The organism is Wolbachia endosymbiont (group A) of Epistrophe grossularia (assembly GCF_947251435.1).
Classification (GTDB): Bacteria; Pseudomonadota; Alphaproteobacteria; order Rickettsiales; family Anaplasmataceae; genus Wolbachia; species Wolbachia pipientis.
Window position 1 is genome coordinate 986,231 of sequence record NZ_OX366363.1, and the last position, 13,475, is coordinate 999,705.

Genomic DNA, 13,475 nt, shown 5'->3' on the forward strand with positions numbered 1-13,475 from the left:
CACCTCATACAAAATTAGCAGCCACTTTCGTTTTCCTGTTTCTCAAATACACTAATATGCTCACTATCGCTGCAGGAGTGATGCCTTGTATTTGCTTTGCAATGCCAATCGTCGCTGGTTTTATCGTCTGCAACTTTTCTATTACTTCACTTGACAGGCCTTTAACTTGTGAATAGTTAAAATCAATTGGAATTTGAGTGTTAATTTCCTCTCGTAAAAACTTCATATCCGCTTCTTGTCTTATTAGATAAGGTTTGTATTTTGCTTCAATTTCAACCGCTTCGCATATTTCATTCTTAGTTATGCTACCCATTGCGGTGCCATCCCAGCGCGTGATGCTGCTTAACTCCGGCCATATTTCTTGTAATTTATTCCAGTCGATGTTTGGATAGCTAAGTAAATCTAGTGCCGTTTTTCTTATCCCATCATAAGATATTTTGATACCATAAGACCTAAGCTGCTCAGGAGTAATCGTCAGACTCCCTAACTCCTCTTCAAGCTGCTTAATGGATTCAAGTTTATTCTGTAAAACGGAGTATCTCTCATGCGAAACAAGGGAAATATCATAACCTTTTTGTGTTAATCTTCTATCTGCATTGTCTGACCTGATAGCTAGCCTATATTCTGCACGTGAGGTAAATAATCTATAAGGTTCGATCACCCCTTTGGTGACTAGATCATCTATCATTACGCCGATATATGAGTCTGTGCGATGAAGAACAAAGCTTTCTTTTTTTTCAGATGCAGAGAGTGCTGCATTAATTCCGGCAATAATTCCTTGCCCTGCTGCTTCTTCATATCCAGTAGTGCCATTAATTTGGCCAGCAAAATATAGGCCTTTAATTTTCTTAGTTTCAAGAGTATGGCTTAGTTCTCGTGGATCAATATAGTCATACTCAACTGCATATCCAGGTCTTAGTATTTCTGCATTTTCAAGTCCCTTGATACTCTTTATCATTTCACACTGCACTTCAATAGGCAATGAATTTGAAATTCCGTTCGGGTATATAGTATCATCATTCAAGCCCTCTGGTTCTAAAAATATTTGATGACTACTTTTTTCTGCGAATTTTTTAACCTTAGTTTCAATGGATGGGCAGTATCTTGGTGCTATAATATCATCCAAATACGAAGAAGCTGACCTGTGCAGATTCTCTCTAATTATTTTATGCGTGTTTTCATTAGTATGGGTAATAAAGCATGATACCTGAGGTTGATTAATTTTTTCTGTTAAGTAAGAAAACGGCACAGGTGGATTATCACCCACTTGTTCTTGCAATATTGACCAGTTTATAGTGCCACGATCAAGCCTTGGCGGAGTTCCGGTACGCAATCTACCTAATTTAAAATTATATTTCTTCAACGTATTTGCAAGTTCTACGGCAGGCTTATCTCCCATTCTCCCTGAAGGAGTTACCTGCTCTCCTATATGAATCACACCCCGCAGAAAAGTCCCTGTAGTTAGAACGACTTTACTTGTCAGTATATGCTCCCCTGAGCTTGTTATTACAGCTTTAATGCACAATTCTCCATTGTTATTACTCTCTATAAGAAAATCGTCAACCGACTCTTCTTTTACCGTCAAATTATTATAATTTAGAATAATTTCCTGTATTGCTTGCTTGTATAATTTTCGGTCTGCCTGTGCACGCGGGCCCCATACTGCTGCACCTCTGCTGCTATTTAAAATGACTGAGTGTATACTTGCTTGATCGATTGCTCTTCCCATTATTCCATCAAGAGCGTCAACTTCCCTGACTACAACGCCCTTTGCAACTCCTCCGATTGCTGGATTGCAGGACATTTCCCCTATAGTTGAAATTTTATGAGTTATAAGCAGCGTGTTTGCACCAAGGCGAGCTGCAGCAGCAGCAGCTTCGCACCCTGCATGACCACCACCTACTACTACTACATCATATTTATGCATGCCTTCTTGAGTAATTCTTACTCTACTAATATTCTAACTATTAGCGGTTAATGTCAAATTTTACAGTAATTAACTATTTCAATCATCAGTGGCCAATGTATAGCTAACTCACGTCATACCGTCACGGTATCTCTAGATCCCGCTAACAAGCAGCGGGATGACGGTTTTTCAAATTATCGGGTTTTAGTGGGGCGAGCGACCAGGATCGAACTGGCGACATTCAGTACCACAAACTGACGCTCTACCAACTGAGCTACGCCCGCCAAGATATAAAATTTCTAACATAAGAGCGCAAATAGTCAATTGATTATTTAACTCTCCTTTTGCAGAGGGTTTTAAGTTTAGCCAATAAATATTTTCATTGATACTTTTACCATTATAGTTAATTGTATTGACACTAATGAAGTAGTGGTATGTTTAAAAGTATTTTCACATTTAGTTTTTTTACGGCTATTTCAAGGATCTCAGGGTTAATAAGAGATGTATTGATTGCTACGGTTATTGGTGCGAACTCTCTTGCAGACATATTTTTTTCTTCGTTTCGTTTTGCCAATCTATTTCGAGCATTTTTTGCAGAAGGAGCGTTCACTACCTCATTCATACCATTATATTCGACAGAATCATATGATAATAAAAAGGCATTTAATTTTGCAAGTAGTGTAATATCCATTACGTTTATTATCTTAGTAATTTTTTGCCTTATCATGCAAACTTTCTCCCCTTATATGATTCAAATTTTTGCTCCTGGATTTGACCAAAGTAAGTTTACCCTTACTGTTACTTTATCAAGAATTATGATGCCCTACATAATCTTTGTTTCAATTGCATCACTTATTGGTGGAATGCTGCAAGTAAAGCAGCATTTTGCTTCAACAGCTATTGCACCAATCGTTTTGAATCTCTGTTTAATCATCAGTTTGTTTGTGCCTTACGTAAAAACTCCAGCGCACAACCTTTCTATAGCTGTCCTTATAGGAGGAATTTTCCAGCTACTTTTGATACTATTTAGTGCATACAAGTTAAAGGCAGCTTTTTCTTTTAGCCTTGAATTAAGCAATGAAGTAAGGTTATTTTTTAAGCGTGTGATACCTGCAATTATCAACAATTGTGTAACTCAAATAAGCTTATGGATTGATACAATCATGGCGAGTTTTATACCAAATGCGGTGTCCTATATATATTATGCCGATAGACTAAATCAACTACCGCAGGGAATAATCGGTACTGCAATTGGTACAGTGCTTCTTCCTTTAATTTCAAAACAGGTGGATAATACTGAAAATATAGTCAAAATACAGAACAAGGCTCTCAACATAGGATTAATGTTAATTATGCCAACAACTGCTGCCTTTATCATTATTCCCGACATAATTTTACTTACGCTTTTTTCTTACGGCCGGTTTGATCATTATGCAGTGCAGCAAACTGTTCCCACTTTAATAGCATTTTCTCTTTCTTTACCTGCATTTATTATAAATAAAGTATTGCTACCTACATTTTTTGCTAAAGGCAATCTGAAAATACCAACCATATTTTCGCTAATGTGTCTTGGAATTAATGTAGTGCTAAACCTTTTGTTAATGAACGAGTATCAGCATACGGGGATTGCTATTGCTACTTCCGTTTCCACTTGGATAAACTCTATTCTATTAATTAGTTATTTAACAATAAATAAAATGTATAAGGTTAGCCAAGCGTTATTGTTAAATGTCATGAAAATTTTTGTAGCAACGGCAGTCATGTCAATAGCCCTTTATATTTTTAATTCTTTGTTGGCAGGATTATTTTTTGATAAAATGTTGGCTCGTATTGTTTATTTAGCGACTTTAATAGCTTTGAGTGTTATTGTTTATTTTGGTATTCTCTATTTAATATTTAAGGGAAACTTTAAGCATGTGTAAATTATGAGACTTTCTTTATATGCTATATTATCAATCTCGCTGCTATTAATTCTCATGCATGTTGCTGCAACTTTTAAGGATTGGAGTGGCTACAAGGGATATATTATAAAAGAGTTGGAGAGGACGTATGATGCTGAAGTGCGTATTGGGGGAAAAATTAAAGTTTCGTTGATTACCCCAAAGCTCACTATTTATAATGTATACGTACAATACAACGAAAATAAAGAGCAAAAGTTGTCAGATTTAATTAGTGTAAGAAAAATTGAGGTAAAACCGTCACTCCTATCGTTGTTTTTATTTTCGTTGCAACCAAAGTCAATCACATTGTTTGGCATGAAAAGCAATAAAGAAAATTTAATTAATATTATAAATACAAAAGCCAGTGGTAACACAGTCGATTTAGTAATAAAAGACAGCCAAGTAAGTTTTAAGAATGATTTCGCTAATTATAGCAGCATTGTTAACATAAAGGAGGTTGCTGTAAAAAAAAATAGGCAATTCTCTGGTAAAGTAAAGGTAGGTGATAATAATTACGATTTTTCAGGAAAGGTTAATATCACAAAAAAGAATGTATATATTAGTGTTGAATCAAATTTTGTAAATTTGCTATTTACAGGTAATAGAAATCAAGAAGAACTCCAGGGTAATTTAACACTAACGATCAATAATAGTTCCGGTTTTGCGAGTGATTTAGCAAAAATCATTAATCTTAGCTTTCTCTCTTGTGTTATTCCTAGCGAAAATATCAAGATATCATCCAATATAAGTCTTAATGAAAGTGAGTTTACGGCAACTGACTTAAAAATTGATTCCAAAAGCATGCAAGCCAGCGGTACAATACAAAATGATAGAAAAGGCAATCACACTAATTTCAATATTAGCTTCAGTAAAGTTGATTTAGATTCCATACAAAATGATTCACAAAGAACAATGAATATGAAGGATCTTCTGGAATGTTTTAGAGCAGTTGTGCCAAAGAACTTGAGCTTAAATTTTAATATGGAAGCTTCTAACATTCAATATCAAAACAAAATATTGGACAATTTCCGTGCTGTACTAAAATCCACTGATGGCAAAGTAAAAGTTAATACGCTTCTTAAATTTCCTGGAATCAATAATATATCTTACTTATCAGGAGAGATCTCAAACAATAATGTCCTATCTGAATTCAACGGCGATTTATTAGTCGAAGGAAATGATTTTGGGTCATTCATTTCATGTTTTTTCCCTTCTATAAAGATGAAAGAAAACCAGAAAAATCAATTTACACTAAGTTCTAAACTGCACCTTGCACCAAGAATATTATCTATCTCAGACATTAGACTGCTAAATAATAAGGAATCCTTGCAAGGGTCAATTAGAGTAAGCCATACAAAAAAACACAATGTGGTCAATGGTGAATTTAGCATGCATAATCTTGATGCAGATAAATATGATCATTCATTATTTAGCAGTTTACCTAAAATGCAATGGCTGAAAAATTTTCAGTATGATGCAAATATAAAGGCCCGTGTTAATAACCTTACATTGAATGATACGAAAATTAAAAATTTGGATTTTTTGCTAAAAATGGAAAAAGGTAAGCTAGTTGCAGATAAAATAAAACTATCTGGAGAAGATTTCGATATTACCGGTAATGCAAAAATATTAGCAGATCAAAAATACGCCAAACCTTTATTAGATGTTAACCTTACGGGCAGTAAATTTAATGGAAATATCTTTAAATCACCAAATTTAGTAGAGGTAAAAAGAAATTCAAGAAATGAGATAGATCAAATTCAATGGTCAACAAAGCAGCTTGATTTTTTGGATGATAAAGAAGGCTTTGATGCAAATGTGCAAATCAATACTGCAGAATTTAAAACCGAGCATAATGTTTTGAAAGATTTTAATTTGGATGCGGTAATGAGAAACAACACTATCACTATCAGGCAGGCAAGTTACGTATTAGAACGCGGGCAAGTGTTTTTTCAGGGTTATTTAAGATCAGACTCAATAAATACAAGGTTTTCTATTGTAAATTTGGACACTAAAAAGATTGGTAAGGTTATAGGAATTGACAATGTAAATGGTCAGGTAAGCTTAAATGGTGAAATCAAAACTCAAGGAAAAAGTTTTCATGATTGGGCTAGTAACTTATCAGGAGATATAAATTTACAAGCACAGGGAATAGAATTTACTAATGTGGATTTTAATTCATTTATCACTAATTTGTTAAGCAGTAAGAATAAATCTGAAATTTCCACACTTGCTTATGTTGATATATATAATGGCAAGACATTTTTTGAAAATATTAGCGGAAAAGCAAGTATTAAGAGTGGTATATGTTCAACTAGTTTACAGTTCGGGATTGATCAAGCATCAGGGTCGATCTCTTCTAATTTAACCTTATCTAACTTCACTTTAAATTCTATATTCAGGTTCTTTTTCATACCACCAAATTATAGTAATCCAATCTATATCGATATGCATTTGGATGGCCCTATTTGGCGTCCTAAGATGAGTTTTGATGTAGACCAAATCTTCACCGCTCTGGTTGGCAAGAAAAATAGTTGATTTACTTAGGCGTACGGTTTAGGGGACAATGAACTCATCTGAACGGATACAAACTTAACCTAACTCATCACCACCTGGCAGTGGTGGCAAGCCAAATGCTTCTCTCTTTTCGTTGAGCGTCATGAAGCTTGCGTTTTCTACGTATTTCCACAACTTTTGTCTTTTTTCCATGAGAATTTCTATTGCATCTTTGTCATACGACAAGCACAGATCTTCACCAAATCTTGGTATCAGCCAAGAATTCAGGTGACAGATAATATTTTCTAGCGTTGGTAAAACCGTCTGCTCCCAGAGGGATAAGCGTGCTTCGACTAAATTGCTATAAGTGTTATCACCCGGTATGCCAAGCAATTGCGGTGGAACGCCAAAAGCTAGCGCAATATCACGAGCTGAGCTGTGTTTGGACTCAATAAAATCCATATCCCTTGGCGATAAGCTCATTTCTTTCCACTCCAAGCCTCCTTCAAGCAATATCGGTCTTCCAGCGTTTATAGAACCTGAATAATGATCATTTATCTGCGCTTTTAAGCGTTGGTACTGCTCTTGACTTAAACTTCCACCACTTCCATCTTTTGCTGATTTTACAACTATTGCACCACTTGGTCTTGCCCCATTTTGCAACATCGCTTGATTCCAAGCACCCGCCTGATTATGTTGATCTATGCTATATGCAGCTGCCTCAATTGGTGATAACCCATACCAATCATTCAAAGGATTAAAGGTCTTTAAGTGCAACACTGCTGAACATCCAGTTAGTTTATCAACTTTAAAGTCATAACTGTTGTTATTTATGGTATAACGATAGATATAAGGAACGTTATTTCTCCCTGGAACAATTTCAATCCTATCTGGGCGCAGAAGATAAAGCTCTGTTGGTGGTTTTCTACTATTCTGTGACTCAACCATCAATATATAAGAATTGCCGTTAACTAACCGATAAGTTACAATCCCCTCAATAAATTCCGATTTTGATGTCATTGGATTAGGAGAATAAAGTAATTTCAGTAATGGATGGGCTTTTAGTTGCGATTTTCCCTGTTCAGTAAGCTGGCAGAGAGTAAGAGGTACCGAAGATGCAGCACTTGCAATCATATTGATTGCTCGAAAGGCAATAACATTTTTTATGTAACCTTCCTCAGCAAAACTTACATAATCACGCTTACTCCAACTTGGCTCCATCATTAGCTGCAAAGCAGAATATTTAGTAAATACTGCGCTTTTTTTTCTTTGAAAAATATTGAGATTCATATATGCCTCCTAAAAAATTGAATTTGTGGTAGAATTATATCAATTGGTGTCACAGGAAGGATATACTAACGTACGAACATTATGTTTGAGAGCAATCTCTACACAGTAGTTAAATGGCAGGCACAATAAGGGGTAGCAAAAAGAATGAGCTTTTTTTTTGAGCTGAGCGAAGCCACCTAAGGTAGAAAATGAATCAGGAAGGAGTAAAAATATATTTAATATTTATATGATGTACTTACTTATAAATATCTTTTCTGTGTCCTATCTCTGTGATAACCACTTCATATTTTATAATATTTACGGAATAGATAACGCGATAATCACCTACCCTTAATCTTCTTTGTCCTTTAAATCTGTAATATAATGGCTCACCAAGGTTAATGGGATCAACTGTAAGGCGCTTATTTATCGCATTTATGATCCTTAATCTTATTGTTTTTGGAAGAGCTGGAAGGTCTTTCTCAAGAACGCTTTCTATGAAGATAATATTGTATTCCAGTCTACATCCTCACTTCTAATTTTCTTTACACCTGAAACATTACGTTTAGCAGCACGCTCAATTAGTATTTTATCTTCCTCATTTTCAATTGCTTCTTGTATTAGCTTCTCTGTTAGTTCTTTAATGGACTTATTTCTTATTTTAGCCAGTCCAGCAAGACACTCTGAAATTTCGTTGTTGAAAGTTATGCTAAATTTTGAGTTTGCCATATATTTTACCTAAAATCTACTAATAATTATACAACATTTTTCTGAATTTTTCAATAAAAAAAGTTGCCTATACGTAAAGAGGACCTGTGTTGACAAATAATTAAACATTTGTCATGTACTATGTTTGTTAAGGAGAAATAGCACAGAAGTTAGTATTAAGTATATTAGGAATAAGAAAGGCTGCGCCCAGTGTCACACACTGGAATAACAGGAAAAAACGAACTGCTATACTAAAAAAAAAGAAATAGAATATGACAGAATGGCTAATATCTAATCAGCTTATTGATTATAACTGTGCTGTAAAATCCATGGAAGAGAAAATTCAACAAATTCACAATAATTCAGCAGACGAATTGGTATGGCTACTCCAGCACCCTCCACTTTATACTGCAGGAATCAGTGCAACAGCTGATGATATTGTTGAAAAACTATTTCCCATATATAAAACAGGAAGGGGTGGTAAACACACATATCATGGTCCAGGACAGCGCATTATATATTTAATGTTAAACCTTAAAAAAAGAAACAAATGCGATATAAAGCTATATATTAGAGATCTAAGTAAGTGGATCATAAATGTTTTAAAGCAATTTAATATACTTGGAGAGTTTAGAGAAGATAGAATAGGTATTTGGGTAAACCATAACGGAGTAGAAAAAAAAATTGCAGCTTTTGGTATCCGTTTAAGAAAATGGGTAACTTATCATGGCATAGCGCTTAACGTCTTTCCAGACCTCTCTCATTATAAGGGTATTATTCCTTGTGGACTGCAAGATTATGGCGTCACGTCAATGGAAGAACTAGGAGTGAAAGTTCCACTCTCTGAATTGGATGATATACTAAAAAAAGAGTTTTATAAGATATTTTAATGATTGTTTACCTTTTATATTTCATTCTCACTTTATGTGCTAACACAGGTATTCATGCAATCGACCAAGTTGATATTATTGCTCCTTCTTCGAAGGGAAAAGAATTAGATCTGACTACTATAAAAGAATATGTAGAAGCTTTGGATTTTAATCCCCATATTTCGGAGAAAATATATAGTAATGATAATCCATTTTATTCCAACTCTGATGAATTCAGAGCAAATGATTTGGTTAGTGCACTAACCGGTGATAGTAAAATAATCTGGTGTATCAGAGGAGGAGAAGGGGCTTCTCGGTTAATTCCCTATCTAGAAAAGTTACCCAATGATAAAAAAGAAAGGATTGCTCAAAACAAAAAAATCCTCATAGGCTATAGCGATATAACTGCCTTGCACATCTATCTACAAGCTAAATATAATTGGCAAACTCTTCACGGCACCATGTTGGAAATGATAGTAAATAACTCCGTTTCTGAAAGCTCTGTTGAAAAATTGAAAGAGTTAATTCTTAACAAGCGGGATTCTATCAGATTTGATAACCTAAAGACGATAAATAATGGCATTAGACTAAAAGATGGCAGATTAAAGTCTAAAATCATCGGTGGTAATATGACTTTAGTTGAAAACAGTATAGGAACTGTTTGGCAAATAAATGCGAAAGGTAAAATTCTATTTTTAGAGGACATAAGAGTCTACCCATACGCAATAGAGCGCAGTTTAGATCACCTAAAACAAGCTCACATCTTTGATGGAGTACATGCAGTAATCTTTGGGGATTTCGTTAACTGCTATAACGATAACCTTGTTGAAGTTGTAAAAGAAAGGTTTGCAAAAAGTGTTAACTTTCCTGTATTTACAATGAAAGGGGTAGGCCATGGACATACAAATGATCCTTTACCTTTTAACACTCACGCTATTATTAGCGTTCAAGACGAAAAAGAAGGTTTGTTTTTTATGGACGTGCAGAATTTAGCTAATCTTATAGCTAACGCGAGCTCTACGTCATACCGCCGCAGTATCTCTTAGCCGCTAACACGTACTTAACCGTCATACCGCGATTCATTCGCGGTATCTCATCCGCTAACAAGAGATCCCGCTAACATGTAGCGGGATGACGAATTGCTTAACCGTCATTCCGCCGCAGACCGTCATACCGCCGCGGTATCTCTTAGCCGCTAACACATAGCGGAATGACGAAGTTATCGTCATGCCACCGCGAACCGTCATACCGCCACGAACTGTCATACCACCACGAACCGTCATACCGCGATTCATTCGCGGTATCTCTAGATCCCGCTAACACGTAGCGGGATGACGGTTGTCAGGGTGTCATGCAAGTAGCTGACTACTTGGATCTGGTAGGCTTAAATCACAATGCCCGTAAAGCTGCGACCCTAGAGCTACTATCTCTCACCCACTGCAAATATTGCACGGTACTATCCACTTGATCATCGTGTCGAGTTTCAGGAAACATTAAAATCTCATACTCAAAATCGTTCAGCCATACTGCTTGGTGCGGCAGAAAAACCTTGCCAGACTCTATAATCGGAACAATTTGATAAAATCGAGTGAGTTTGTCATCATGTGGTACTATTTCGATAATTGGTAAATCACTGTTTGTCTTTAGCTCTTGCACCAATTGCTGACCACTTGTTTTTGCTTCGATTAAAATTGCGTGCGGTGTCCATCTTGCAGCTAGTGACAGAACTTGCTCTTTAAGCTTTGGATACTCAAGCTTTGCGCGATATACATCGAGTAAATAGAATTTATTGCCCACTTTTGTCTAGGTGGTGCAGACGCTAAAGTTGCTCATGCTGCTTGTTGAAACTGCAGTGTCCCAGCTCTGAGTGACATATGAGAGACTATCAGAAAAATTTCTATAGCGCTTCAGCCACTCTCGTTTAATTATACCACTTGAAAGTGGCAGAGGGTTCTGTTGATATTGTGCAGCAAAAGCGTAACTTCCAAGTTCAACCTTTATCATCTCAACTTCTTCTTTTCCTCCATAGAGGGGATATAGCAACTGACCTTCTTCTCTTGAGTATAAAATCCTTGCAGGTGCAATGCGTGATACTGGTTTATTATACAGCCACCCGATGCGCTCATTTATAGTTACTTGGATGACAGGAACAGGAGGCGCTGGCTTTTTGATTGAATAAATGATCTCCTTATTTTCAGAAATCATCGGTAAACAAGTATGGTTCCATATGTTTTTCGGTTTGGAGAGAAGGTGCCCGGTTAAGTCCTCCTGGTGTAGCCTGTGCATCACAAGAACGATGACTCCTTTTTTTCTATCGTTGAGCCTGGTTACTAAAGTCTGGTCAAACCAGTTTGTAGCACGCTTTCTAAACGTTTCACTCAAAGCTTGAGCAGAACTGAGCGGATCGTCCACGATGATGAAATCTCCACCTTCACCGGTTAATGTTCCTCCAACTGATGTTGCAATTCTGTATCCTCTCTGCACTGTTTGAAATTTATATTTAGTATTCTGGTCTTTGGATAGTTCTACTTCTGGAAATAGCGCTCTATACCAACTAGACTGCATCACGCACCTGGTGTCGAGCGAGTGCTTTTCGCTGAGCAGCCGAGAGTAACTTGCAACTATTATTCTTGCAGTTGGCTGATTTCCCAGTATCCATGCAGGCCACGCAACACTCACGCACATGGACTTCATCGAACGCGGAGGCATATTGAATATTATTCGTTTCACTTCACCAGCGCTCGCCGCTTCCAGCCTATCTGCTATGACTTTTATGTACCGATAATTATTATACTCACACCCCGGCACTACCGTTTGAAAGCATAACTCAATGAATTTTAGAAAGTTCATGATATAATGTTGAAACCAGCGCGTGACGCTGGGATGACAAAAAAAGGAGCACTGGAATGACACCCTACTTAACCGTCATACCGCCGCGGTATCTCTTAACATAGATCCCGCTAACACGTAGCGGGATGACAATTGTCGTTTAGCCATAAATATTAAGGAATTTACCAAATGAAAAAAAAGGCAAAAGAAACCCTAGTCATTGTCTATTTTCAGTATTGGCGTTTTTTAAGTCTTAAACGCTGCAATTTAACTGCTTTTAAATGCAACTAACCTTAGCTATAAATGTTTAAGAAATTTACTAGGCAGAAAAAAAAGGCAAAGAAAACCCGTGGTAGCTAGTTATTACACTCTCTATTTTAAAATTTGACGTTGGGTGATGTCTTGAACGCTTTATAAGCGCGTTTCAGCTTATATAGGTAAAAACCTAAAAATGTTGTGAAGACATAAGGTACACATAGTGCAAAAAATTAAACAATAGTACGCCAAATACAAGTTTTCTTGTCATTTTAATCTGCTGCAGAGATTGCGAAGTTAAATAAAATAGCTTCAGTTTCATGATAAGAGGGCTGGCAAAGGGTGTCAAGTAAGTTTTTATAATATCAGAGGATAATTTCGACCATAAACCCCTATCAATAAATTTTAACAAAAATACTTCAGTGCATTTTCAAATATAAGCATTCCATCGCCATATTTTGGCACAGCAACACCTAAACGCTTGCTCTTTTCTTTTTCAAGGGGCCAATTATCTTGCTGGGTAAAAAATATTCCCCTTTCTGGATGGGGCATTAAAGCTAGCACTCTTCCACTTTTATCTGATAAAGCTGCTAGGTCGTATGTAGATCCATTCGGATTGTAAGGAAATTGTAGGTTAGCATAGTTGCCATTTTTATCAATGTAACGTAATGCGGTGGAATTGCTCTCAATCAATTGGTTCAAAATATCTTGATCCATAAAAAATTTGCCTTCCCCATGAGCAATAGGGAGATATAGTTCACTCAGGCCCCGTAGCCAAACAGAATTACTCTGCGGATTAACTCTCACTCTAATCCAGCGGCATTGGTAATTGCCTATATCATTATGGATTAAAGCTAGATTAGAGAACTCTGGAATTAATTTTACTAATATCTGACAACCATTACATATTCCTATAATCAGCTTGTCCTGAGATAAAAACTCTTGAAACTCATCCAACAAGTTGTTTTTAATACGTAAAGCAAACGCATTACCAGCACCAGTGTCATCACCATAGGAAAAACCCCCTGGAATTGCAAGTATATTGCTTAATTTCAGTTCACCTGGATTATCTATGATATCGTTAATGTGAACGATTTTTACTTCAATATTACCAATACCAAGTTTTCTGCTGCATTCCATAAATGCAAATGCAGTTTCTTTTTCGCAATTTAAGCCATAACCAGATAGGACTGTGATTTTCAT

The 13,475-nt window shown here is 36.3% G+C and carries 9 protein-coding genes, 1 tRNA gene and 1 pseudogene; 4 read left to right on the plus strand and 7 right to left on the minus strand.

From position 1 onward, the window contains the following. Window positions 1-4: 4 nt before the first annotated feature. Together mnmG and OPR28_RS04815 are read right to left on the minus strand one after the other, a co-directional pair. Complete coding sequence (gene mnmG, locus OPR28_RS04810; RefSeq protein WP_264705894.1) at window positions 5-1,927, minus strand: tRNA uridine-5-carboxymethylaminomethyl(34) synthesis enzyme MnmG; 1,923 nt, start codon at window positions 1,925-1,927, stop codon at window positions 5-7. Between the two features lie 187 nt (window positions 1,928-2,114). After that, window positions 2,115-2,190 (minus strand) — tRNA-His (locus OPR28_RS04815). Window positions 2,191-2,340: 150 nt separating this feature from the next. Here OPR28_RS04815 and murJ point away from each other — a divergent pair. Together murJ and OPR28_RS04825 are read left to right on the plus strand one after the other, a co-directional pair. Further along, window positions 2,341-3,828: a murein biosynthesis integral membrane protein MurJ gene (gene murJ / locus OPR28_RS04820; protein ID WP_265023609.1), complete on the plus strand. Its 1,488-nt coding sequence runs from the start codon at window positions 2,341-2,343 to the stop codon at window positions 3,826-3,828. Between the two features lie 3 nt (window positions 3,829-3,831). Beyond that, window positions 3,832-6,384 carry an AsmA-like C-terminal region-containing protein gene (locus tag OPR28_RS04825; RefSeq protein WP_265023610.1) on the plus strand — a complete coding sequence of 851 codons (2,553 nt, stop codon included), beginning with the start codon at window positions 3,832-3,834 and terminating at the stop codon, window positions 6,382-6,384. Window positions 6,385-6,438: 54 nt separating this feature from the next. On the opposite strand, the gene OPR28_RS04830 is transcribed toward OPR28_RS04825, so the two are convergent. The 3 genes from OPR28_RS04830 to OPR28_RS04840 form a co-directional block, all read right to left on the minus strand. Next, entirely contained in the window at window positions 6,439-7,632 is a 1,194-nt protein-coding gene (locus OPR28_RS04830; RefSeq protein ID WP_265023611.1) for a phage portal protein, read from the minus strand. A 235-nt stretch (window positions 7,633-7,867) separates the two neighbouring features. Next, complete coding sequence (locus OPR28_RS04835) at window positions 7,868-8,131, minus strand: type II toxin-antitoxin system RelE family toxin (RefSeq protein ID WP_080717643.1); 264 nt, start codon at window positions 8,129-8,131, stop codon at window positions 7,868-7,870. Beyond that, window positions 8,107-8,340: a DUF6290 family protein gene (locus tag OPR28_RS04840; protein ID WP_010081986.1), complete on the minus strand. Its 234-nt coding sequence runs from the start codon at window positions 8,338-8,340 to the stop codon at window positions 8,107-8,109. Before OPR28_RS04840 ends, OPR28_RS04835 begins: the two co-directional genes overlap by 25 nt. Window positions 8,341-8,591: 251 nt before the next feature. Here OPR28_RS04840 and lipB point away from each other — a divergent pair, with 251 nt between their 5' ends. Together lipB and OPR28_RS04850 are read left to right on the plus strand one after the other, a co-directional pair. After that, entirely contained in the window at window positions 8,592-9,209 is a 618-nt protein-coding gene (lipB, locus tag OPR28_RS04845) for a lipoyl(octanoyl) transferase LipB (RefSeq protein ID WP_141456645.1), read from the plus strand. Then, window positions 9,209-10,234: an LD-carboxypeptidase gene (locus OPR28_RS04850; protein ID WP_265023612.1), complete on the plus strand. Its 1,026-nt coding sequence runs from the start codon at window positions 9,209-9,211 to the stop codon at window positions 10,232-10,234. The genes lipB and OPR28_RS04850 overlap by 1 nt, the downstream gene beginning before the upstream one ends. 343 nt (window positions 10,235-10,577) lie before the next feature. On the opposite strand, the pseudogene terL reads toward OPR28_RS04850, so the two are convergent. Both terL and OPR28_RS04860 read right to left on the minus strand, forming a co-directional pair. Further along, a pseudogene (gene terL / locus OPR28_RS04855) lies at window positions 10,578-12,038 on the minus strand (phage terminase large subunit). A 639-nt stretch (window positions 12,039-12,677) separates the two neighbouring features. Beyond that, window positions 12,678-13,475, minus strand: coding sequence for a phosphoribosylformylglycinamidine synthase subunit PurQ (locus tag OPR28_RS04860; protein ID WP_044471287.1), 798 nt, complete (start codon window positions 13,473-13,475; stop codon window positions 12,678-12,680).